We start from the raw sequence: 22,027 nt of genomic DNA, 5'->3' as shown, positions 1-22,027 counted from the left end.
TCCCTACGCACGGGTTACCGTGCCTTGCATGTATGGGGAGGACGTGCTCAAGGGAGACTGGCGCCGCCGCCGCGTGGTGCCGGAGGTGGACGCCGAACGCGACCTGGTGGTCGAGGACGCCGGCTCCGGGTTCTGCGGGGCGGTGGTCGGGTTCGAGCTCGGCGCGGTCGTGCTCGAGGACCGGCACGGCAAGCGGCGCAACTTCCCGCTCGAGCCGGCCGGGTTCCTGCTCGAGGGCAAGCCGGTGACGCTGCGCCGGCCCACGGCCACCCCGCAGCAGGCCAAGCGGGTCACCGCCTCCGGGTCGGTCGCCGTCGACGGCGTGCGGGCCCAGGTCGCCAAGGCCAGCCGCATCTGGGTCGAGGGCATCCACGACGCCGCCCTGGTCGAGCGCATCTGGGGCGACGACCTGCGCATCGAGGGCATCGTGGTCGAGCCGCTGGACGGCATCGACGACCTGGCCGGTGCGGTCAAGTCGTTCCAGCCGGGACGGCAGCGCCGGCTGGGTGTGCTCGTCGACCACCTCGTGCCCGGCAGCAAGGAGAGCCGCATCGTGGCCGCCGTGACCCATCCCGACGTCCTGGTCACCGGTCATCCGTACGTGGACATCTGGCAGGCCGTCAAGCCCGAGCGGGTCGGGCTGTCGAAGTGGCCGGTCATCCCGCCCGGCCGGCCCTGGAAGGAGGGCATTTGCGCGGCCGTGGGCGTGCGCGAGCCCGCCGACATGTGGCGGCGCATCCTCAAGTCGGTCAACAGCTACAAGGACGTCGAGACCCCGCTGATCAACTCGATGGAACGGCTGATCGACTTCGTGACCGTCATGGACGACTGAGCGCCTTCCCCAGCCTCTTCGCGGCTTCGGCCAGCCGGTCCGGCGGATGGGCGGCGTAGCCCAGGATCAGCCCCGGCGGTCCAGGGGAGTGCCGGTGCCAGCTGAGCGGATGCACGAGCACGCCGCAGGCCGCCGCCTTCTCCGCCAGCACCGTGTCCGGTTCGCCGCCGTCCAGCAGGATCAGCAGGTGCAGGCCCGCCGCCACCCCGGTGACCTCGGCCCCCGGCAGATGGCGGCGCAGCGCCTCGATGAGCGCGTCACGGCGCCGGCGCTGACGGGTGCGGACGTTGCGCAGATGCCGCTCGTAGTCGCCGGTGGCCAGCAGCCGGGCCAGCACCAGCTGCGGCAGCGCCGGATTGCCGAGATCGCTGTCGTGCTTGGCCGTCAGCAGGTCGGTCTGCAGCCGGCGCGGCGCGATCAGCCATCCGAGCCGCATCCCCGGAGCCAGAGACTTCGAGACGCTTCCCGCGTACGCCACCTGGTCCGGCGCCGTGCCCTGCAGAGCGGCCACCGGAGCGCGGTCGTAGCGGTGCTCGGCGTCGTAGTCGTCCTCGACGACCAGGTTGCGCCCGGCCACGGCCCAGGCCAGCAACGCGCGCCGCCGGGCCGGGCTGAGCACGACGCCGGTCGGATACTGATGCGCCGGGGTGAGAACGGCCGCGTCCTGCGTCAGCCGGTCGACCACGAGCCCCTCGGCGTCGACCGGGACGGGCTCCGGGCGTACGCCCCAATGCGCCAGCTGATCCCGCGCCCCTCGCGAACCCGGATCCTCGACGGCGATGCGGTCCCGGCCCGCCGCGTGCAGCGTCTGGGCCAGCAGGGCCAGGGCCTGGGCGACACCGCCGACCACGATCACGTCGTCCGGTTCGGCCCGTACGCCCCGGGTGCGGGCCAGCCAGCCGGCCAGCTCGGCGCGCAGCCACGGCGTGCCGCCCGGGTCGCCGTAGCCCAGATCGGCCGCGGTGATCCCGTCGAGCACCGCGCGTTCGGCGCGCAGCCACGCCGTACGGGGAAAGGCCGAAAGGTCGGGAACGCCCGGAGAGAGATCGAAGTCGATGCCGTCGGCGGGCGGAAGCGGCAGCCGCAGCGTGTCGAGCGAGCGGCGGCGGTCCGAGGGCGAATCCCGGACGTGCGGAGCAGCGATGATCGTCGTCCCGGCACCGGTGCGGGCGGCGGCCAGCCCCTCGTCGATCAGCCGCTGATAGGCGTCGACGACCACACCCCGCGAGACCTGCAACTCGGCCGCGAGCAGCCGGGTGGCGGGCAGACGCGTGCCGGTCCGCAGCCGCCCGGAGGCCACGGCCGCCCGCAGCCCGTCGGTCAGCCAGGTGGTCAGGCCCTTGGCGGGCGCGTCGCCGGGCCGCAGCTGCAGGAAGTCCGAGCCGGGAATTGGTCCCCCTGAGAGCCGATGGATTGGTCCTTCCGACCGGACCATATCGCGGACAGCATCGAAGTCGTGAAGATGAGCATCCTGGCCGGGGCGACCGGCATGGTCTTCGTCGGCGGAAGCGTGGCCGTCTCCGGCTTCCTGGCCGACGCGCCGTCCCTGACCATCCAGTCCCTCCGGTACGCGGTGGCCTGCGCCCTGCTGCTGGCGTTCGCACGCTGGACGGGCCGCCGCCCGCTCCGCCCGCGCGGCGCCGAATGGCTCTGGCTGGCCGGCGTCGTCGTGACCGGCATGCTGATCTTCAACGTGGCCCTCGTGCAGGGCTCGCGGCACGCCGAACCGGCCGTGATCGGGGTGGCTGTCGCCTGCGTGCCGTTGCTGCTCGCCGTGGCCGGCCCTCTGCTGGAGGGCCGCACCCCCGCCGCCCGCCTGATCGTCGCCGCGCTGGTCGTGACCCTCGGCGCCGGGCTCGTGCAGGGCTTGGGCCGGACCGACGGCATCGGCCTGTTGTGGGCGCTGGTGACGTTCGCCTGCGAGGCCGGTTTCACGCTGCTGGCCGTGCCGGTGCTGGGCCGCCACGGCCCGCTCGGCGTCTCGGTCCACTCGACGTGGATGGCCGCCGCGGGCTTCGGCGCCGGTGGGCTGCTGCTGGAGGGCCCCGGGGCGGTCGCGCGGGTGCGGCTCGACGATGCGCTGGCCGGGGTGTACCTGGCCGTCGCCGTCACGGCCGTCGCCTTCGTCCTCTGGTACACGTGCGTGCAGCGGCTGGGGTCGGCCCGGGCCGGGCTGCTGACCGGTGTGGCTCCCGTCTCGGCCGCCGCCGTGGGGGTGGCCGTGGGCGGCCCGATGCCCGGCCTGCCGGTCTGGCTGGGCATCGCCGTGGTCGCGGCCGGGTTGGCCCTCGGTTTCCGCTCGCCCCGACCGGCGAACGCTCCCACTCCGCAGCCCGCAGCACCCCTGCCCGCAGCACCCCTGCCCGCTGCACCCCTGCCCGCAGCACTCGCGCCCGCAACCGTGCCCGTGCCCGCAGCGCCCGCACACGTGCCCGCAGCAGCCGCGCCCGCTGAGGCCCGGACGTAGGGCGCCGACCAATCGATCTTTCTGGGAGCAGCCGCCGCCTCCCCCACCCACCCGAGGGAAATGGCGGGGACGCTACCGCTTGTCAAGCGGCCGGCCCGGGTTGTCCACAGCGCTATGCGAGATGTTGCGGATCGCGCTTGAAAACGAAAGTGGCGATGTCCAGGCCCTCCACCGACCCGTCCTCGTCCCGCAGGATCTGCAGCACCTCGCCCTCGTTGTCGCCCTCGACGCCGCGCCAGCGGTCCGGGGCCTCGCGGACGAAGCGGGTCCGGTGGTTCGGCCCGGTCATCACGACCGCGTCCCCGGCCGGGGTGATCTCGTGCTCCCGGCCCATCCACCACCAGCGCCCGACCAGGGCGGCCGCCTCGCCGGTCGGCGGGACCGGGGGCTGCCACGGCGCGACCGGCGCCGGTTCGGCGTCCACCGCGGCGGCCAGCGCCGACAGGGCCACCTCCTTGATCGTGGTGCCGGTCAGCCCGTACGAGTTGGCGAAGACGATCACGCCGAGCCGGCTGCGGCGGTGGACCGCCAGCTGGGCGACGTAGCCGGGCATCGAGCCGCCGTGGCCGACGAAGATCCGCTCGCCGACCCGGAACAGCTGCGGGCCCAGCCCGTGCCCGCCGGTCCACGACTCGAGGTCGCTGATGACGACGGGCGCGCACATCTCGTCGACGGTCTCGCGGGCCAGCACGGCCGGGGCGGGGTCGGTCCAGAACGCGGCCCACTTGGCCATGTCGGTGATCGTCGACCAGAGCTGGCCGGCCGGGGCCATCGCCCCCGCGTCCAGGCGCGGCTCCTCGTGCAGCGAGCGGTCGAGGGCATGCACGACGTAGCCGCGGGCGAACGGCTCGACCGGCGCGTACGTCGTCCGCTTCATGCCCAGCGGATCGAGCACCCGCTTGCCCGCCAGCGCCTGCCACTCCTCGCCGGTGACCTTCTCGAGCACGGCCCCGAGCAGCCCGTACGCGAGATTGGAGTACCGGTAACGGCGGAACGGCGGGCCGACGGCCTTGTCGTAGCCGAGCTCGGCCAGCAGCTTGTCGACGTCCCCGCCCTCGGTGCGCTCCCACCACGCCCCGTCCGGCTCGCGCTGCAGCCCGGACACGTGGCCGAGCAGCTGGCGCAGCGTCACGCCGCCGATCGGGGTGCCGGGCAGGTGCCGGTAGAGCAGGTCGTCCAGCGCGAAGAACCCCTCGTCGCGCAGCTGCATGACCAGCGTGGCGGTGATCGTCTTGGTGATCGAACCCAGCCGGTACTGCGTCTTCGCGTCGGGCCGCGGGTGCTCGCCCGCGAACACCTGGTGCAGCACCGCGCGGTCCCGCACGATCGCCAGGGCCAGGGACGGCGTACGCCCCTCGGCCTGCGCACGAACGGCGATCTCCTCGACCCGTCGGCCGGTCTCCGGCAACAACGACGGCAGCAGCGACACGGTGGACCCTCTCGATATACGACTGATGGGTATAACTGCGCTCGGCCGATATGGCTACGCGGCCGGGGGCCCCGGCTTGCATGGCAGTTCGATGACATTTTCCGTGAGGGCGCACGCAGCGTCGCCGGACGTGCGCGGGCATGTCACGATCGATACGTGGAAGCGGTTCTGTGGATTGTGCTTGGCATCGCCTTGGCGATCGCCGAGGCCTTCACGGCCACGTTCTTGATCATTTTCTTCGGCATCGGCGCCTTCGCCGCGGCCGGCGCGGCCGCCCTGGGCGCGCCCCTGCTGCTCCAGGTCATCGTCTTTGCCCTGGTCTCCGGCCTGTCGGTGACCGCGCTGCGCCCGATCGTCCTCAAGCACGCCCGGCCCGCGCTCGAGTCGGGTGACACGCCGTTCGGCGTCGAGGCGCTCGAGGGCGGCCACGCGACCGTGCTGGAAGAGATCGACGGCGCACACGGCATGATCAAGATCGACGGCGAGCACTGGCAGGCCCGTTCCTTCGACGGCCAGGAGAAATACCTGCCCGGTGAGCGGGTTCGCATCATCAAGGTCGACGGCGCCACGGCCATCGTGTGGCGCGACGACATTTCGAACCTTTAACGCAAGACATGCCTCAGAACCCATAGAGAGGGTTGCCATGGAAGCTGTGATCGGCGTCCTCATCATCGTGATCGTGGTGTTCGCCATCGTCACGCTGCTCCGAAGCGTCCGCATCGTCCCGCAGCAGCGCATGGACGTGGTCGAGCGACTCGGCAAGTACAAGCGGACCCTGAGCCCGGGCCTCAACCTGCTGGTGCCGTTCGTCGATTCGGTGCGCAGCAAGGTCGACATGCGCGAGCAGGTGGTCTCGTTCCCGCCGCAGCCCGTGATCACGTCCGACAACCTGGTCGTCTCGATCGACACGGTCCTGTATTTCAAGGTCGTCGACCCGGTACGGGCCACGTACGAGATCTCCAACTTCCTGCAGGCCATCGAGCAGCTGACGGTCACGACCCTGCGTAACGTCATCGGCTCGCTCGACCTCGAGCGTGCCCTGACCAGCCGCGAGGAGATCAACCGGCACCTGTCGACGGTGCTCGACGAGACCACCGGCCGCTGGGGCATCAAGGTCACCCGCGTCGAGATCAAGGCGATCGAGCCGCCGCCCAGCATCCGCGACTCCATGGAGAAGCAGATGCGCGCCGAGCGGGAACGACGCGCCACGATCCTCAACGCCGAGGGTCACAAGCAGGCCCAGATCCTCACCGCCGAGGGTGAGAAGCAGGCCGCGGTGCTGCGCGCCGACGGTGACCGCCAGTCGCGGATCCTGCAGGCCGAGGGTCAGGCCAAGGCCATCCGTACGGTGTTCGACGCGATCCACACGGCCAACCCGTCGCAGAAGGTCCTGGCCTACCAGTACCTCCAGGCCCTGCCGCAGATCGCCAACGGCACGGCCAACAAGGTCTGGATCGTGCCGACCGAGCTGACCCGGGCCCTCGAGGGCATGGGTGGCGCGCTCGGTGGCCTGGCCAACATGGTCGGCGACGTCCCGAAGGCCGGCGTCAACTCGGCCGCGGTCGAGGAGGAGGCCGTCGCGGCCGCCGAGGCTGCCGCCGCCGAGGCGCAGAAGGTCAACGACCAGGTGCGCGAGGCGGAGCAGCAGGTCAGCGGCGACCCGGACAAGACGGCGGCGCTGCCGGCCCCCGAGCGGATTCCGCCGTCCGCGGCGCTCGGCGGCGCCGACTACAACGGCGTCGTGGACCGCGAACGCGCGTAACTCGCAGGCAAAAGGGCCGGCCCTCTTCGGGGGCCGGCCCTTTCACGTCTCCGGGTCGTCGCGGCCCAGCTCCCAGAAGGCGACCGCGGCCGCGGCGGCCACGTTGAGCGAGTCGACCCCGCGCCGCATCGGGATCTTGACCGGGATGTCGCTCGCGGACAGCGCGTTCTTCGACAGGCCGGGCCCCTCGGCCCCGAGCAGCAGCGCCGACCGATCGCGCCGGGCGACCTTCTGCAACGGCACGGCATCGGGCGCGGGCGTCAGGGCCAGTACGGTGAAACCGGCGTCGCGGAGTTGCTGCAGGGCATCCGGCCAGGGCTCCAGCCGCGCGTACGGCACCGCGAAGACCTCGCCCATGCTGACCCGCACGCTGCGCCGATAGAGCGGGTCGGCGCACGTCGGGGACAGCAGCACCGCGTCGATGCCGAGCGCGGCGGCGCCCCGGAACACGGCTCCGATGTTGGTGTGGTTGTTGACGTCCTCCAGCACGGCCACGCGCCTCGCCGGGGCGATCACTTCCGCGGCCGTACGCAGGGGAACGCGGTGGAACGAGGCGAGCACCCCCCGGTGCACGTGGAAGCCGGTGGCCTTCTCGAGCACGGCCGGCGTGGCGGCATAGATGGGGGCGTCACCGGGCAGGTCGAGAATCTGATCGGTGCGCTTCTCGTCGACCAGATAGGACCGGGCCCGATAGCCCGCCCGCAGGGCACGCCGCAGCACCAGCTCGCCCTCGGCGATGAACAGACCGTTGGGCGGCTCCCACTTCGTGCGGAGCTCCAGATCGGTCAGGGCGCGATAGTCACCGAGGCGGTCGTCGCCGGGGTCGGTGATCAGGTGAACCTCGGGCACGGTCATGGAGCATGCCACCAGAGCCGGTCGGGCCGGTGCGCGGGGACGAGCCGCCCAGTCCGGATCTGTGCCGCCCGGGGACGAGCCGGTCAGTGCTTGGGGATGAGCCGTCCGGCCGTCCAGGCCAGGCCGGTGCCCGCGGCGAGCAGCAGCAGCGCGCCGACGGTGGGCAGCGGGCGCTGGGCGTGGGCGCCGGCGCCGATCGCGGCCGCGGCCAGCATCAGCAGGACGCCGTCGGCCGGGTTGACCAGCCGGGAGCGGAAGACGGCCCAGCCCAGCAGCACCCAGCCCGCCCCGACCGCGGCCGAAGCGACCACCTCGGCCAGGCGCAGCTGGTCGATCGTGAGCGGGGAACCGGCGGCGGTGGCACCCTCCGGCAGGGCAGCCAGCGGAAGGGTGAGAACCGTGCCGGCCAGGCCGACGAGCAGGCCGGCGACCGCGGAACGGCGGGTGCGGGTGCCGGCCAGCAGACCGGCGAGGGCGATCATCGCGACGGCCGACAGCCAGGTCGCGGCCAGCGTGACCAGGAGCGGACCGGGCAGGGTGTCGATGCCCAGGGTGGTCCAGCCGTAGAGCAGGGCGGCGGCGGGCAGAGCCCAGAGGGCCATCCGCGCATACCTCCGGACGCTCCAGACCCAGACTGCTTCCCGTACGGGAAGAAGGTGTTCATGTTGTGCCGACCCGGCCCCGCCGACCCACGCCGGGGAAACCCGCAACGGCCGTCCGCTGGCCGTGTGGTGGTGGCTGATGCTCATGGCTCCGCCTCGTGTGGGCTCAAGCCGAGCGGCCCGGGGGCAACCGTCGGAATCCTGGTTGCAGCCTTCCAAACCCGACCCCGAATCGCAGCAAATTGCCAGAAAAGGCGTCTTCCGGGCACCCGCGAAAATGTCGGTGGGGGCGGGCAGGATGGGGACATGAACGCGGAACTGGTCGTCCCCCCGCTGGCCGAGCTGCGACTGCGGCGCAGCGTGAAATGGCGTGCCTTCCCCGAAGACGTGCTGCCGTTGTTCGTCGCCGAGATGGACTACGAACCCGCGCCACCTGTGTCCGAGGTGCTGCATGACGCCGTCCGCCGGGGTGACCTGGGCTATTACGCGCCGGGGCCCGAGCTGGGCAAGGCGTTCTCCGGGTTCGCGGGCCGGCAGTGGGGGTGGGAGGTCGACCCCGCCCGCGTCAGCCCGGTGACCGACGTCGGCGTCGGGGTGGTCGAGGTGCTGCGGCAGCTCATCCGGCACGGCGAGCCGGTGGTGATCAGCCCGCCGGTCTATCAGCCGTTCTTCGACTGGGTGCCCGAGGCCGGCGGCCGGGTGCTCGAGGTTCCGCTGACCGGCAACCGGCTCGACCTCGCGGGGCTCGAGGCGGCGTTCGCGACCCACCCGGCGGCGTACGTGTTGTGCAACCCGCACAATCCGGTCGGCCGCGTCCACACCGCCGACGAGCTGGCCGAGCTGGTGCGCCTGGCCCGGCTCTACCACGTCCCGATCATCAGCGACGAGATCCACGCCGCGCTGGTGCTGCCCGGGGCCACGTTCACGCCGCTGCTCACCGTGCCCGGCGCGGCCGGGGTCGCGATCACCGCGGTGTCCGCGAGCAAGGCGTTCAACCTGGCCGGCCTCAAGTGCGCCGCGCTGGTCACGGCCGCGCCCACGATGACCCGCGTGGTCGACGGCCTGGTCACCGAGGTCGGCGAGCGTACGGGGCATCTCGGCGCCCTGGCCTCGATCGCGGCGTTCACCGACGGCGACCCGTGGCTGGCGTCCCTGATCGGCACGCTGGCCGCGCGGCGCGACCAGCTGAGCGCGCTGATGGCCGCCGAGCTGCCCGAGCTGAGCTGGAGCCCGCCCGAGGCGACCTACCTGGCCTGGCTCGACGCCTCGGCGCTGGGGCGCGACGCCGAACCCCGCGACCGCTTCCTCACCGAGGCCAGGGTCGCCCTCGAGCCCGGCACCCGATACGGCGCCGCCGGCTCCGGACATGTCCGGCTCAACTACGCCACCAGCCCCGAGATCCTCACGGAGGCGGTGAGGCGCATGTCGGCTGTCGCGGCCGTCTAGCGGTAGAGCGACGAGGCGGCCCTGTCCGGCAGTACGGTTGTACTGCTCGGCCGATCTGCGAAGCGGGGGTGTTCCAGTGTCGTCCGGATCCGGTTCCGGGGCGGATCAGCATCTGCTCGCCCTGCTGCGGGCGATCCGCCTGAGGCAGGCCGCCCCCGACGCGGTGGCCGCCGGCATCGCCGACACGGTCGAGGCCCTGCGCGACCAGGAGGAAGCCGCCGCCCGCGCCCAGGCGTACCCCGCGCTGCCGCCCTCGGAGTCGCACGAGGCCTTGCCCCCACCCGGCCCGCATGAGGCCCTGCCACCCGCCGGGCCGCACGAGGCCCTGCCACCGCCGGCCACCCGTCCGGGCTTGCCCGCCGCGCCGCCACACACGGCGTCTCCGCACGCCGGGCCGCCATTTGCCGCGTCTCCGTATGCCTCGCCGCCGCACTCCGCCGATGACGCCGGCCAGTCGCTGCGGCCGCGCTGGGCCTCGGCGATGCCGGGTCGTCCGGGCGCCGGCGACGGCTCGGGACAGCCCGGCGACGGACCGCATCGGCAGGGCGAGGCCGGCGAGGAAGCTCGTCGGCCCGGGGTGGCCGGCGATGAAGTTCGTCGGCCCGGGGCGGCCGGCGGCGGACTTCGCGCGCGGGGATCGGCCGGCGATGAACTGCGTGGGCCAGGGTCGGCGGGCGATCAACAGCTGGGGACGGGCGCGGCCGGCGAGGCCGGGCTCAGGCCCGGAACGGCTGGTAGCCGGCGTTCGGTTGCCGGCGGTGCCGGCGGACCGGATCGGCCTGCCACGCTGCCGGAACCGCACGAGGCCGGCGGGCCGACGCCGGGGCGGTCCTTCTGGGATCGGAGCCCGATCAGGCCGGTGACGCCGACCGGCAAGAGGGACCGGCCGGGAACCGAGGGCCTCGGCCCCGGCGCCGGAACCGGCCAAGTCGGTGCGGAGATCGAGCCGCTGCCGGAGCGGGCCGGTCCAGGTCCGATTCGCCGGGGTGCGGGCGTCGGTGGGGTGGCGCGCGGAAGCGTCGTGCCGGGCGGCGAAGATGCGTACGCGCTGGAGGTTCCTGAGCACGGGCCTCTCCTGCGACCGGCCGGGCTGCCTCCGATCGACCCGGCGCCGGGCGCGGCGAAAGATCCGAGGCCTCCGGTGTGGACGCCCTTGATCGATCCGACGAGGTCGGTCGCGCGGCGAGAGGCGGATGAAGCGGCCGCTCGGTCCACTTCCGACTACACAGACGTTGAGCCCGCGCCGCCGGGGTCCGGGCCGTTCTTTGCGCGGGGACGCCGTGGCATCGCACGCCGCCCGGCCGGGCCGGGAGCTTCTGCCGGTTCCGTTACGCCCTCCGGCTCGGTGACGTCTGGTGGCTTCGGCGCGCCTGCCGGACCGGACGCTCCGGCCGGGTCGGGCACGTCTGCCGGCTCTGTCTCGTCCGCGGGCACCTTTGAGGGGGCCGACACGGCTGGGCTCGGCGACGCTGCCGGAGATGTGGCGGATGCGGCGGGGCGCGGTGGTGAAAGTGGGGCGCAGCCGGGTAAGGCATTGATGACGCCCGACGAAGCCGGGCGCTACGCGGATGTGGAAGCCGTGGGGCGGCCCAACCGGAACCAGTTCGCCGGGCTTCCGGGGCGGCGCGGGCCGGGTGAGGTGCGGCCGGTGGTCCGGCCTCATCGGCCGGAGGGTCACGAAGTGGAGGGCGGCGCCCGGCCCGAGTGGGCTTTGGGTGGCGGTCACCGCGTACGGGATGAGGGTGGGTCTTTGCACGGAGAGCCGCAGACGGAGACGGGAGCGCGGACGCCGGCGCCCCGGCTGCCGGGGTTCGACATGCCGCACGTCATGCCGCCGATGGTCTCGCGGGCGCGGGGCACGGCGGGGGACGGGATGGATCCGGCCGATGACGCGCTGCTGCGGGAGACGCAGCGGCTGCTGAGCACCAGCCTGACGTTCGCGGGTGGGCCCGACGAGGTGGCCGAGCGGCTGCGGGCGGCGTTGTTGCAGGCGCATCCGTCCTTGCTCACGGCTATTCCGGGCGGGGCCGCGACCCAGTCGGCGCAGTTGGCCCGGGCGCTGACCTGGCTCGTCCACCACCTCGACCGGCCGCCGGTCCTGGTCGAGGGGACCGGGCGGCTCGGGGCGGCGCTGGCCGCGTGCGGGGTCGAGCCCGGGCATCTTCAGCTGGTGGGGGCGGCCCTGGCCGAGGCGATGCGGGCGGGCATGGCGCCGGGGCAGTGGCGGCAGGATTTCGACCTCGCGTGGCGGTCGACGTGGCAGCACGCGTACGAGTGGATCGCCCACGGCTGGGCCCGTGCGGGCTACGAGCCGCCGGTCTGGGACGCGACCGTCGTCTCGCACGAGCTGCGCCGGCCCGACCTGGCCGTGGTGCGGTTGCGGCCGTCGCTGCCGATGCCGTGGCGGCCCGGGCAGTACGCGCGGATCCAGATGCCGGAGCTGCCCGCGATCTGGCGGCCCTACTCGCTGGCCGGTGCCCCCCGCCGCAACGACCTGATCGAACTGCACGTGCGGGCCAAGACGACGACCGGCGTGAGCGGCACGCTGGTGCACGGCACTCAGGCCGGTGATCCGGTACGCCTGAGCCGGGCCGAAGGCGCGATGACCCTGCCCCCGGCCCCGGGGCGCAACCTGCTGATGATCGCCGGGGACACCGGTGTCGCGCCCTTGAAGGCCCTGCTTACCGAGCTGGCCGACACCGGCGATCCCCGGTCGGCGGTCCTGTTCTGGGGCGTCCGCAACCTGGACGAGCTCTACGACATCGACGAGATCGCCGCGGTCGCCCGGTCGGCACGCCGGGCCACGGTCGTGCCGGTCGTTTCCGAGGGCGACCCCGGCCCGTACGCGTCCGGCCTGGTCACCGACGCGGTCGCGGCGTACGGGGAGTGGTCCGACCACGAGGTCTATCTGGCCGGCCCGCCCCTGATGCTGGCCGCCACGAGTCTCGCGCTGCAGCAACTGGGCGTGACCCTCGACCGCATCCACCACGACCCACCCGAATAGGCGGGCGCTCCTATTCGGGCAGGGGCACCTTGTAGCCGGCGACCGAGGGCCAGCGGACGGTCAGCACCACCGACTCCTGTTCGGCCAGCCACGAGTGGTCGACGCCTTTGCCCCAGACCACGTAGTCGCCGGGCTCGGTCAGCACGACCGTGCGGTCCGGCAGCTCGACGTGGAAGCGGCCGCTGATCAGGATCAGCAGGGCGGTGCGTTGCTCGCCGGTCACCCAGCGGGCGCGGCGCTCGCCTTTCGGGTGGCGGCCCCACTTGATCTCGACTTCGCTGCTGTGCCGGGGGTCGCCGGGCGGCCGGAAGTGCCCGAGCAGCCAGCCGTGCTCCTCGGGCGCGTCGAGATCGGCCTTCCCGACGTAGACGGCCGCGTCAAGGTCGGCCGCGGCGGTCAAGAGCGCCGCGTCGGGGTCAGCCGCACCGGACGAGAGCGCCGCGCGGGGGTCGGCCGCATCGGACGAGAGCGCCGCGCGGGGGTCGGCCGCATCGGACGAGAGCGCCGCGCGCGGGTCGGCCGCACTGGACGAGAGGGCTGCGGGGAGCGTTGGGCCGCGGTCGGCGGCGTGCGGGTCGGCGGGCATTTGGCTCAGAGGGCGTCGGTGAGGATCTTGGCGTAGGCGGGGGGCACGAAGGTCGGGCCGCCGGGGGTGAGGACGTCGTCGCGGGAGGCGGCCGACCAGGCCTCGGCCGGGACCGCCTCGCGCAGGGCGACCAGCACCGGCGCGTCGTCGTCGAGCATGGACAGGGCGACCAGCGACTCCTCGACCTCGCCGACGCACTCGAACGGCTTGTGGGCGTCGATGCCGAGCAGTTCGAGGAAGCCGGGCAGCTGGCCCAGGTCGGCGAACAGGTCGTGGCCGAAGATCTTGTTGAGGCGGGGACGGGGCATGGCGGGGGCCATGGCCAGATAGACGAAGCGGCACTTGGGGCAGTCGCCGCACCACCGGGCCGTCGGATCGTGCAGCTTGAAGGCCTTGTTACAGCTGGTCACGACGTCGTCGTACTGGGTGTGACGGGCGAACAGCTGCGCGATGTGCAGCTCGGAGAGGGACCGCAGCAGCGAGAAGTACGGCTCGGTCAGCCCGGCGTGTGCGGTCACCGCTGCCCGCAGCAGCCCCTCGGCCTCGACGCCCTTGGACCACTGGTGGTTGACCTCGTGACCGTTCCAGATCAGGTTGGGGTCGGAGGCCGAGCGCTCGTTGGACATCACGACCGGGCCCAGGCCGTGCGCGACGGCGGTGGCGATGGCGATCAGCGAGTTGATCGCGGTGACCGGGATGTGGCCGTTGAGCGCGCCCGCCTTGTTCAGCTCGAAGAGCCGCGGGTCGAGGCGGCGGCGCGCGGCCAGGGCGGGCAGGCCGGACGCGGCGTTGACGTTGACGATCACCGGGTTGGGGTTGACCGAGAACGGCACCGGGTCGAGCCCGGCGGCGCGCAGGATCTCCAGGGTGACGATCGAGTCCTTGCCGCCGCCGACCGCCGACAGGGGCCGGCCCTGGCTGTTGTCGACCGGGGTGGCCGCGGCCGGCGTGCCCTCCGGGATCTCGACCGTCAGCTCCAGGACGTGCGGCCGCTGATTGCGGTACGCGTACTCGGCCATGCCCTTGGTGTAGACCGCGGTGAAGAACGCGGCCACCTCGGGCGCGACCGGCTTGGGCGCGATCACGCGGGCGGGCGCGCCGACCTTGAAGTAGCTGACCCCGGCCACGACGTGCAGCAGGTCGAGCACGCGCGGCAGGGCCTCGGGCACCGGGCCGTCGAACACCGGCAGGGTGATCGTCTCGGTGAAGTGCAGCGGTGACGGGCCGTCCAGCACATAGTCGAACGTCGCCACCCCGGTCGTGGGATCGAAAGCGTACGAGGGGAAGCGCATGACGTCGAACTGCACCCGGGAACTCCTGTCATAAGGCCGACGGGCAATACTAGTGCGACTCGACGAGGAGGGGCGATCGTGCGTCTGGCAGACCTGAAGGGCCGGTCCGTGGCGGTCTGGGGCACGGGCCGCGAGGGCCGGGCCGCGGTGACGGCCATCGCCGCGCACGCGCCGTCGCGGCTGATCGCCGTGGACGACAGCGCGAACTTCCTCTCGGTGTCGTGGGAGGGCGAGCTGGCCGAGCGGGCGCCGCTGGCCGGCGGTGACCACGCGTTCCCGGCCCTGGTCACAGCCGATGTTGTGGTGCGCTCGCCGGGCGTGCCGCAGACCCACCCGTGGATGAAGGAGCTGCGCGACCGCGGTGTCACGGTCACCGGGGGCAGCGCTCTCTGGATGGCCGATCACGCCGCGCGCACGATCGGCGTCACCGGCAGCAAGGGCAAGAGCACCACGTCCAGCCTGATCAGCCATCTGCTGGCGGCGGTCGGGCGGCCCAACGTGTTCGGCGGCAACATCGGCGTCCCGCTGCTCGACATGCCCGGCGACGCCCCGCTCTATGTGCTCGAGCTGTCGAGCTATCAGTGCGCCGATCTGACCGATTCGCCCCGGGTCGCGGTGGTGACGTCGCTGTTCCCGGAGCATCTCGACGCGCACGGCGGCGAGAAGGAGTACTACCGCGACAAGCTCAACCTGCTCCGCCACGGACCGGAAATGATCGTGGTGAACGGCACCGACGAGCGGTTGCGCGACGAGATCCGGGGCGTGACCGATGCCAACGGGTTCCCGCCGATCCCGGCGGCCGCCGACGACTCGCGGTTCCGGGTCGAGGACGACATGGTCTTCTGCTCCGACGATGCGTTGTTCCCGCGCTCGACGCTCAAGCTCAAGGGCGCGCACAACGGCCGCAACCTGTGTGTCGCGCTGGCCGTGCTCGACGGGCTGGGCATCGACGTGCCCAGTTCGGCGTCGCAGCTCGCGGAGGCGGTGGCCTCGTTCGAGGGGCTGCCGCACCGGCTGACCGAGATCGCCGACCCGTCCGGGCTGACGTTCGTCGACGACACCCTCTCCACGAGCCCGTACGCGACGATGCACGCGATCGACGCCTACGCCGGCCAGCCACTCACCGTGCTGCTCGGGGGCACCGACCGCGGCCTGGACTACTCGGTGTTGCGCGACTTCCTGACCGGCCGTGAGCTCACCGTGATCGGCCTGCCCGACAGCGGCCCGCGGATCCTGGCCGCGCTGGCCGGGCTGCCCGGCATCCGGACCGTGCCGTCGGAAGATCTTTCCCACGCCGTACGCCTCTCGCGCGAGCTGACCCCGGCCGGTGGCGTGGTGCTGTTGTCGCCGGCCGCCCCGAGCTACGGGCAGTTCCGCAACTTCGAGCACCGTTCCGAGGCGTTCGCGGAGGCGATCCGCGCGACGGCCTAGATGTGCGGCGACGGCGTGGACGCGCGGTCTGTGCGTAGGAGGAAACAAAGCACCGCGGCGAGCGGGTCGTCGGTGACCGCCGGATCGAGGCCGGAAGCCGCCTGATCGGCTCTCGGGGCACACGCGTCTGCGCAGCCCAGAGAGCGGCCCCGGTGCGTCGTGGGAGTGGCCCGGGCGTACGGGATAAATATCTTGATCTTGTTTCGCCGGTAAAAACGGTGTTTCAAAGCCGCCAGGAGATCGCCCGTTCGGCCCATGGTGGCTAGTTCGAACGGGCAGTCCGACATGGGAAAAAGTGCCACGACAAATACGGGCAAACCCGGTCACGTGATGGCGGTCACGTCGTAAAGAACATTTCCGGATCGATGACCGTCAAGTGGTGCCGGCGTAACACGCGTTCATCGGCGCAGGTCAGGTAACGGTTTGAAAACTTCGCCCAACTCCTTGACACGGAGGGGCGGTTAGTAAGAACTTTTACCGCGACAGTAAACACTCCTTCCTGAAAAGGTGGCCCATGAACGAGCCGGAGATGGACGGCGCCGCGGGAACCGCGGTGGTCGACTCCCTGGTTCGTGGCGACCAGGCCACCACGGACCTGCACGTCGCGAACCACCAGGGCGTTCTGGCCCGGGTGCGCTCGTTGCTGCCGGAATTCACGGGGGCGCTGCGCCGGGTCGCCGAACAGGTTCTGACCGACCCGGCCGCCGCCTCGCGGGCCACCATCGTCGAGCTCGCCGAACGCAGCGGCACGTCGCCGGCGACCATCACCCGGTTCTGCCGGGCGCTCGGTTTCGACGGTTACGCGGATCTGCGGCTCGGCATCGCGGCGGAGACCGGGCGCGCCCGTTCCGCCGGGTGGACGGTCGACATCGGCCGCGAGATCCAGCCGAACGACCCGCTCGAGCGGGTTCTCGGCCAGATCATGGCGGCCGACACGCAGGCCATGCACGACACGGCCGAGCTGCTCGACCTGGCCGAGGTGGAGCGGGCGGCGGTCGCGATCGCCGCCGCGCCCCGGGTGAACATCTTCGGCGCCAGCGGATCCGCGCTGGTCGGCGAGGAGATGCAGTTCAGCCTGCACCGCATCGGGGTGCCGGTCTGGGCCTGGACCGACGTGCACAACGGTCTGGCCAGCGCCGCGCTCTCCCGGCCCGGCGACGTCGCGCTCGGAATCTCGCACAGCGGGGAGACCGGCGAGACGATCGAGCTGCTCGCGGAGGCGAGCAGCCGGGGCGCCACCACCATCGCCCTGACCAGCTTCCCGCGCTCGCCGCTGGCCGAGCTGGCCGACATCACCCTGGTTACCGCGACCCAAGCGACCACTTTCCGTCCGGACGCGCTCAGCGCCCGGCACCCGCAACTGGTCGTCCTTGATCTTCTCTATGTCGCCGTCGCGCAGCGGACCCACGAACGTTCGCACGCTGCGTTCCAGCGCACCGCACAGGCCGTACACGGCCACAAGGCGGCCAAGGACGGCAGCACCACCTGAGTTCCATCCGCACACACACCATCCCCAGCAAATAACTCCCCAGGAGGAAGCGTGAAGCGCAAGATTGCCGCCGTCGCGGCTATCGCGGCGACGCTGCTCGGCGCCGCGGCCTGCGGCTCCAACGACGAAGACGCCCCTACCACCTCGGCTTCCGGCAAGGTCGACGGCACCGGCAAGACCCTCAAGGTCTGGCTGATGGTCGACGCGCAGAGCGCGTGGAAGAACGTTGTCGACGACGCCAGCAAGCGGTTCACCGACGCCACCGGCGCCCAGGTCAACGTCGAGTACCAGCAGTGGGCCAACCACCTCACCAAGCTGGACGCCACCCTGGCCGGCAGCGACGTTCCCGACGTCGTGGAGCTGGGCAACACCGAGTTCCCGAAGTACGTCTTCTCGGGCGCGTTCGGTGCGATCAACCCGGCCGACTACGAGAACTCGGGCTCCTGGCTGCAGGGCCTCAAGGGCGCCTGTGACTTCGAGGGCCAGACCTACTGCGTGCCCTACTACGCCGGTGCCCGCGTGCTGATCTACCGCACCGACCTGTTCAAGAAGGCCGGTATCAACGAGGCGCCCAAGTCGTACGCCGACTTCCTGTCGGCCGCCGACAAGCTGCAGGCGGCCGAGAAGGCCAACAGCAAGTTCGGCGCCGTCTACATGCCGGGCCAGTACTGGTACGCGGCGATGAGCTGGGTCAAGTCGACCGGTGGCGACATCGCCAAGCAGGAGGGCGACAAGTGGGTCGGCCAGCTCTCGCAGCCGGCCTCGATCGAGGGCCTGCAGCGCTGGGTCGACCTGGCCAAGAAGTACTCGAAGGCCGACCCCACCAAGAACGAGAACGACCAGGCCAACACGTTCGCCCAGGGCACCGCGGGCATGTTCTACGGCAACGCCTGGGAGCAGGGTGCGGCCGAGGAGACCAAGAAGGACCCGAACAACCCGGACTCCCCGCTGGTCGCCACCAAGGTCAAGGGCAAGCTGGCCGCCGCGCCGATGCCCGAGGTTCCCTCGTTCCTCGGTGGCTCGAACCTCGGCATCACCGAGAAGAGCCAGAACAAGGAGCTCGCCGCCCAGTGGGTCAAGGCGTTCACCGACAGCACCTCGATGGCCGGGCTGGTCAAGGCCAACGCGCTGCCGAACGCGACCGCGCTGCTGGACAAGGCCGCCGCGGACAACCCGAAGATCGCGCCGGCCGCGCTGGCCGCGAAGAACAGCTGGTTCCCGCCGAACGCCGAGAAGTGGGCCGACGTCGAGAAGAGCGCGGTCCTGCAGACCATGCTGACCGACGTCCTGACCGGCAAGAAGTCGGTGGCTGACGGCGCCAAGTGGGCCGACGACCAGATCAACACCACGCTCAACGAGAGCTGACATCCGCCGAGCTGTCCGCCTCTTCGGGGGCGGGCAGCTCGCCCGCCCCCTTAGAGAGGGAAACGCCGATGTCCGTCGTCGACTCCCCGGCGACCCGACGGCCCCGCGATCCCGGCGGGCCGCAGCAGAACCGGGTCCCCGGTCACGCCGCCCCCAAGCGCCGCAAGCGCGACAGCGGCCGTACCCCGTGGCTGCTTGCCCTGCCCGCACTCCTGTTGATCGCCGGCCTGCTGGGTTACCCGCTGGTCCGGATGGTCATCCTGTCCTTCCAGAACATGCGCCTGCGCGAGCTGCTCAGCGGCCGCACACCCCCGTGGGTCGGCTTCGACCAGTACACCCGGGTGCTCACCGACGGGGTCTTCTGGTCGGTGGTCGGCCGGACGGTCGCCTTCACCTTCGTCTCCGTGCTGATCTCGGTGCTGGTCGGCCTGAGCATCGCGCTGCTGATGCGCCGGGTCAGCCGCGGCGTCCGGCTCTTCATGATCGTCGCCATGATGTTCGTCTGGGCCCTGCCGCAGCTGGTCGCGGCCCAGATCTTCCGGTGGATGACCGATTCCGACTTCGGCGTCGTGAACTACCTGATCGACCTGCTCCCCGGCGTGAACTACCAGAACCACAGCTGGTTCGTGAACCCGTGGCAGGGCTGGAGCGTCATCACCACGCTGGTGGTCTGGGCGGGCATCCCGTTCCTGGCGATCACGCTCAACGCGGGCCTGACCCAGGTGCCCAAGGAGCTGCTCGAGGCGGCAACGGTGGACGGGGCGACGCCCTGGCAGTCGCTGCGCAACATCACCCTGCCGATCCTGAAGCCGCTCATCATGATCGTCACGACGCTGTCGGTGATCTGGAACTTCGGCCTCTTCACGCAGGCCTGGGTGCTCCGTGACGGCCACCCCGAGCCCCAGTTCCAGACGCTCGCCACGTACTCGTACACGCAGGCCTTCGGTCAGTCGCGGTACAGCCTGGGCTCGGCCATCGCGGTGATCACCGTGATTCTCATGCTCGGCGTAATGATCTTCTATATCCGGCAGATGTTCAGGATCGGAGAGGTGGACTGATGGTCGCCCCCGCAGCGAGTCCCGCCCCCGCTTCCACCGTCCCGGTCCGGCGCCGCCGGGCCAAGCCCGACGACGGTGTCGTCACCGTCGGGCGCAGCCGGTCCGGCACCATCGCGGCCAACGCCATCGGCATCGTCTTCGGCGTGCTCATGCTCTTCCCGGTCTACTGGGTGCTGAACACGGCGTTCAAGCCGGCCGACGAGGTGCTCGCGCTGGAGCCGGGGTTCTGGCCCAGCAACCCCACGTTCGACAACTTCATCTCCGCCTTCAAGGCTCCGCTGTTCCTCAAGGACATGCTGAACGGCGTCATCGTCACGCTCCTGGCGGTGGCCGGCGCCCTGGTGGTGGGCTTCCTCGGGGCGTTGTCGATCGCGCGGTTCTCGTTCTACGGCCGCAAGGCGATCATCCTGGTCGTCCTGGTGGTTCAGCTCATCCCGTTCCTGTCGTTGCTCATCCCGCTGTTCCTCATGCTGCAGAGCGCGGATTTGACCAACAGTTTGATCGGTGTGAGCATCACCTACCTCGTGCTGATCCTGCCCTACACCGTCTGGACGCTTCGCGGCTTCATCTCCGGCATCCCCCGGGAACTCGACGAAGCCGCCATGATCGACGGCTGTACGCGGGCTCAGGTGTTCTGGCGCATCATCCTGCCGCTGACCGGTCCCGGTCTGGTCGCCACGAGCGTTTACGGCTTCATCCAGGCCTGGAACGAGTTCATCATCATCAACACCCTGAACAGCCCGGACAAGCAGAACCTGATGGCCTGGCTGTTGCAGAACCAGACAACGCGCGGTACCGCCTGGGGGCCCCTCATGGCCGGTGCGATCATCACCTCCATCCCGGTGGTGATCTTCTTCCTGATCATCCAGCGAAATATCGCCACAGGCCTCACGGCCGGTGCCGTCAAGGGATGATTCGGCAACACCAGTACCAAACAGCAAGCACTGAGGAGATGCTGTGACCGACATATTCACCAAGCCCGAGTTGGACCGCCGTACGCTGCTGCGTCGTGCGGCCGCCGTCGGTCTGCTGGCCACCCCCGCCGTGAGCATGCTCAGCGCGTGCGTCGGCAGCTCCGACGAGGGCACCCAGGATCAGGCGACCGGCACGAAGTCCGCGGACAACCCGCTGGGCATCGACCCCAAGTCCGGCGTCGAGATCGTGATCTTCAACGGTGGTCTCGGCACCAAGTACGCGACCGACGTCGACACCCCGCTGTTCAACAAGAAGTGGCCGGAAGCCAAGGTCACGTACTCGCAGACCGAAGAGATCTCCACGATCATCCAGCCCCGGATCAACGCCGGTAACCCGCCGGACATGATCAACAACTCGGGCTCGAAGCTGATGGACTTCGGCGCGATCGTGAAGGCCGGCCAGGCGGCCGACCTGACCGACCTGTTCGCCGCGCCGTCGCTCGACATCGCGGGCAAGACCGTGGCCGACACCCTGGTGCCGGGCGCGGTCGAGCAGGGCAGCTACGACGGCAAGCCGTTCGCGGTGAACTACTCGTACACGGTCTTCGGTCTCTGGTACAACGCGGCCCTGTTCAAGAAGAACAACTGGACCCCGCCGACCACCTGGGCCGAGTTCACCGCCCTGTGCGACAAGATCAAGGCCGCGGGCATCACGCCGTTCGGCTTCGCCGGCGCCAACGCGTCGTACTACATGGTCCGCGCCCTGCTGACCAGCGCCGGCAAGATCGGCACCGAGCAGGTTCTCAAGGACATCGACAACCTGAAGCCGGGCGCCTGGACCAACGACGCCATCAAGCAGGCGGCCGAGGCGTGGGCCGGGATCGGCAAGAACTACATCAACAAGACGTTCCTCGGCCTGCGTCACACCGAGGTTCAGCTCCAGCAGAACCAGGACAAGGTCGCGTTCTACCCGTGCGGCTCCTGGCTCGAGAACGAGCAGGCCAAGGACACCCCGTCCGGCTTCGAGTACGCGATCGCGCCGTACCCGAGCGTCACCGCGTCGGACAAGCTCCCGGCCACGGCCATCAACGCCGCCGCCGGCGAGATCTACTTCGCGGCCGCCAAGAGCAAGAACCCGCAGGGTGGCAAGGAATACCTGCGGACCATGCTCTCGAAGGAAGCCGCGCTGGAGTTCACGAAGCTCACCAAGTCCCTTACGGTGGTGGCGGGCGCCTCCGACGGCGTGACGATCTCGCCCGGTCTGACCAGCGCCAACGACGCTGTCACCAAGGCCGGCAAGGACGTCTTCATGGGCTACCTGTTCGACACCTGGTACAAGAAGCTCGACGACGAGTCGCGTGCGGCCGCCAACGACCTGATGTTCAAGGACTACGACGCCGCGAAGTTCTGCGACCGGATGGAGAAGGCCTCGCAGGCTGTGGCCAAGGACTCCTCCGCCACCAAGTTCACCCGCAGCTGATCAACTCGTAAGGCA

18 protein-coding genes are annotated in these 22,027 nt (G+C 71.0%); 12 read left to right on the top strand and 6 right to left on the bottom strand.

Annotated features, from left to right (window positions below):
• Positions 1-28: 28 nt before the first annotated feature.
• Positions 29-832 carry a DUF3097 domain-containing protein gene (locus ACZ3I4_RS10870; RefSeq protein WP_465381681.1) on the top strand — a complete coding sequence of 268 codons (804 nt, stop codon included), beginning with the start codon at positions 29-31 and terminating at the stop codon, positions 830-832.
• Here the strand turns inward: ACZ3I4_RS10870 and pdxR are convergent.
• Positions 819-2,267 (bottom strand): MocR-like pyridoxine biosynthesis transcription factor PdxR, encoded by a 1,449-nt coding sequence (pdxR, locus tag ACZ3I4_RS10865; RefSeq protein WP_465381680.1) that lies wholly within the window; start codon positions 2,265-2,267, stop codon positions 819-821. The two genes, ACZ3I4_RS10870 and pdxR, sit on opposite strands and share 14 nt — an antisense overlap.
• 27 nt (positions 2,268-2,294) lie before the next feature.
• Here pdxR and ACZ3I4_RS10860 point away from each other — a divergent pair, with 27 nt between their 5' ends.
• Positions 2,295-3,299 (top strand): DMT family transporter, encoded by a 1,005-nt coding sequence (locus ACZ3I4_RS10860; RefSeq protein WP_465381847.1) that lies wholly within the window; start codon positions 2,295-2,297, stop codon positions 3,297-3,299.
• Between the two features lie 112 nt (positions 3,300-3,411).
• On the opposite strand, the gene ACZ3I4_RS10855 is transcribed toward ACZ3I4_RS10860, so the two are convergent.
• Positions 3,412-4,728, bottom strand: coding sequence for a serine hydrolase domain-containing protein (locus ACZ3I4_RS10855; protein ID WP_465381679.1), 1,317 nt, complete (start codon positions 4,726-4,728; stop codon positions 3,412-3,414).
• Between the two features lie 156 nt (positions 4,729-4,884).
• On the opposite strand from ACZ3I4_RS10855, the gene ACZ3I4_RS10850 reads away from it, so the two are divergent.
• Both ACZ3I4_RS10850 and ACZ3I4_RS10845 read left to right on the top strand, forming a co-directional pair.
• Entirely contained in the window at positions 4,885-5,334 is a 450-nt protein-coding gene (locus tag ACZ3I4_RS10850) for an NfeD family protein (RefSeq protein WP_465381678.1), read from the top strand.
• Positions 5,335-5,371: 37 nt separating this feature from the next.
• On the top strand, positions 5,372-6,490 hold the full coding sequence (locus tag ACZ3I4_RS10845) for an SPFH domain-containing protein (RefSeq protein WP_465381677.1): 1,119 nt from the start codon (positions 5,372-5,374) through the stop codon (positions 6,488-6,490).
• A gap of 42 nt (positions 6,491-6,532) precedes the next feature.
• Here ACZ3I4_RS10845 and ACZ3I4_RS10840 read toward each other — a convergent pair whose 3' ends face one another.
• Together ACZ3I4_RS10840 and ACZ3I4_RS10835 are read right to left on the bottom strand one after the other, a co-directional pair.
• On the bottom strand, positions 6,533-7,339 hold the full coding sequence (locus tag ACZ3I4_RS10840) for a TrmH family RNA methyltransferase (protein ID WP_465381676.1): 807 nt from the start codon (positions 7,337-7,339) through the stop codon (positions 6,533-6,535).
• An 89-nt stretch (positions 7,340-7,428) separates the two neighbouring features.
• Positions 7,429-8,094 carry a hypothetical protein gene (locus ACZ3I4_RS10835; protein ID WP_465381675.1) on the bottom strand — a complete coding sequence of 222 codons (666 nt, stop codon included), beginning with the start codon at positions 8,092-8,094 and terminating at the stop codon, positions 7,429-7,431.
• A gap of 159 nt (positions 8,095-8,253) precedes the next feature.
• Here ACZ3I4_RS10835 and ACZ3I4_RS10830 point away from each other — a divergent pair, with 159 nt between their 5' ends.
• Both ACZ3I4_RS10830 and ACZ3I4_RS10825 read left to right on the top strand, forming a co-directional pair.
• Positions 8,254-9,393, top strand: a complete 1,140-nt coding sequence (locus tag ACZ3I4_RS10830) for a MalY/PatB family protein (RefSeq protein ID WP_465381674.1) — start codon at positions 8,254-8,256, stop codon at positions 9,391-9,393.
• A 1,537-nt stretch (positions 9,394-10,930) separates the two neighbouring features.
• Positions 10,931-12,397, top strand: a complete 1,467-nt coding sequence (locus ACZ3I4_RS10825) for a globin (RefSeq protein ID WP_465381673.1) — start codon at positions 10,931-10,933, stop codon at positions 12,395-12,397.
• A 10-nt stretch (positions 12,398-12,407) separates the two neighbouring features.
• On the opposite strand, the gene ACZ3I4_RS10820 is transcribed toward ACZ3I4_RS10825, so the two are convergent.
• The gene (locus ACZ3I4_RS10820) at positions 12,408-12,983 is read right to left on the bottom strand and encodes a cupin domain-containing protein (protein WP_465381672.1); all 576 of its coding nucleotides are present in this window, start codon (positions 12,981-12,983) and stop codon (positions 12,408-12,410) included.
• Between the two features lie 5 nt (positions 12,984-12,988).
• Entirely contained in the window at positions 12,989-14,290 is a 1,302-nt protein-coding gene (locus tag ACZ3I4_RS10815; protein ID WP_465381671.1) for a MurL-like N-terminal domain-containing, read from the bottom strand.
• A 63-nt stretch (positions 14,291-14,353) separates the two neighbouring features.
• On the opposite strand from ACZ3I4_RS10815, the gene murD reads away from it, so the two are divergent.
• The 6 genes from murD to ngcE all read left to right on the top strand — a co-directional run bounded on the left by murD (position 14,354) and on the right by ngcE (position 22,012).
• Positions 14,354-15,706 (top strand): UDP-N-acetylmuramoyl-L-alanine--D-glutamate ligase, encoded by a 1,353-nt coding sequence (murD, locus tag ACZ3I4_RS10810; RefSeq protein ID WP_465381670.1) that lies wholly within the window; start codon positions 14,354-14,356, stop codon positions 15,704-15,706.
• 514 nt (positions 15,707-16,220) lie between these two features.
• The gene (locus tag ACZ3I4_RS10805) at positions 16,221-17,195 is read left to right on the top strand and encodes a MurR/RpiR family transcriptional regulator (RefSeq protein WP_465381669.1); all 975 of its coding nucleotides are present in this window, start codon (positions 16,221-16,223) and stop codon (positions 17,193-17,195) included.
• A gap of 51 nt (positions 17,196-17,246) precedes the next feature.
• Complete coding sequence (locus ACZ3I4_RS10800) at positions 17,247-18,560, top strand: extracellular solute-binding protein (protein ID WP_465381668.1); 1,314 nt, start codon at positions 17,247-17,249, stop codon at positions 18,558-18,560.
• 68 nt (positions 18,561-18,628) lie between these two features.
• Positions 18,629-19,618, top strand: coding sequence for a carbohydrate ABC transporter permease (locus ACZ3I4_RS10795; RefSeq protein ID WP_465381667.1), 990 nt, complete (start codon positions 18,629-18,631; stop codon positions 19,616-19,618).
• Positions 19,618-20,532, top strand: a complete 915-nt coding sequence (locus ACZ3I4_RS10790; RefSeq protein ID WP_465381666.1) for a carbohydrate ABC transporter permease — start codon at positions 19,618-19,620, stop codon at positions 20,530-20,532. The genes ACZ3I4_RS10795 and ACZ3I4_RS10790 overlap by 1 nt, the downstream gene beginning before the upstream one ends.
• 43 nt (positions 20,533-20,575) lie before the next feature.
• Positions 20,576-22,012 carry an N-acetylglucosamine/diacetylchitobiose ABC transporter substrate-binding protein gene (ngcE, locus tag ACZ3I4_RS10785; protein WP_465381665.1) on the top strand — a complete coding sequence of 479 codons (1,437 nt, stop codon included), beginning with the start codon at positions 20,576-20,578 and terminating at the stop codon, positions 22,010-22,012.
• The last annotated feature ends 15 nt before the right edge of the window (positions 22,013-22,027 follow it).

This window comes from Actinoplanes sp. NPDC021490 (genome assembly GCF_055562135.1).
This window is presented reverse-complemented; position numbering and strand designations above follow the sequence as displayed.